The 428-nt window shown below is 52.8% G+C and carries 1 protein-coding gene; it reads right to left on the bottom strand.

The window, feature by feature from the left end; genetic code table 11:
• A partial coding sequence (locus J0A66_RS21760; RefSeq protein ID WP_241264376.1) for a 3-hydroxyacyl-CoA dehydrogenase family protein occupies positions 1-428 on the bottom strand: 428 nt, incomplete at both ends.

The raw sequence follows: 428 nt of genomic DNA, 5'->3' as shown, positions 1-428 counted from the left end.
ACCTTCTTCCAGACAACGTACCGCTTCGTTTGCCATTGGAATCATCAAACGGGCCATCACTTCTTCTGCATCAAATTCACGGTGCTCAATATTAAGGAGCTTGTAGGCTTCCTCAGCGGCGGTTTTGCTCGGCTTGCCGCGCTTATCGACCGCGAAGTCATAGAAGCCTTTACCGTTCTTCTGACCCAAACGCCCGGCCTGGTACAGGCTCTGAATAGGATCATTGCCGATACGCTGCATACGCTCAGGAATACCCTCGGCCATGACGCCTGCGGCATGATCTGCCGTATCCATACCTACTACGTCCAGCAGGTAAGCCGGGCCCATAGGCCAACCGAAAATTTTCTCCATCACCTTATCAACGGCAACAAAATCCGCCCCATCCAGCAGCAGTTGACTGAAACCGGCGAAGTAAGGGAACAACACAC

Source organism: Bowmanella dokdonensis, from assembly GCF_017254865.1.
Taxonomy (GTDB): Bacteria; Pseudomonadota; Gammaproteobacteria; order Enterobacterales; family Alteromonadaceae; genus Bowmanella; species Bowmanella dokdonensis.
Note: the sequence above shows the minus strand (reverse complement) of the source record. Positions and strands in the feature narration are given on the sequence as shown.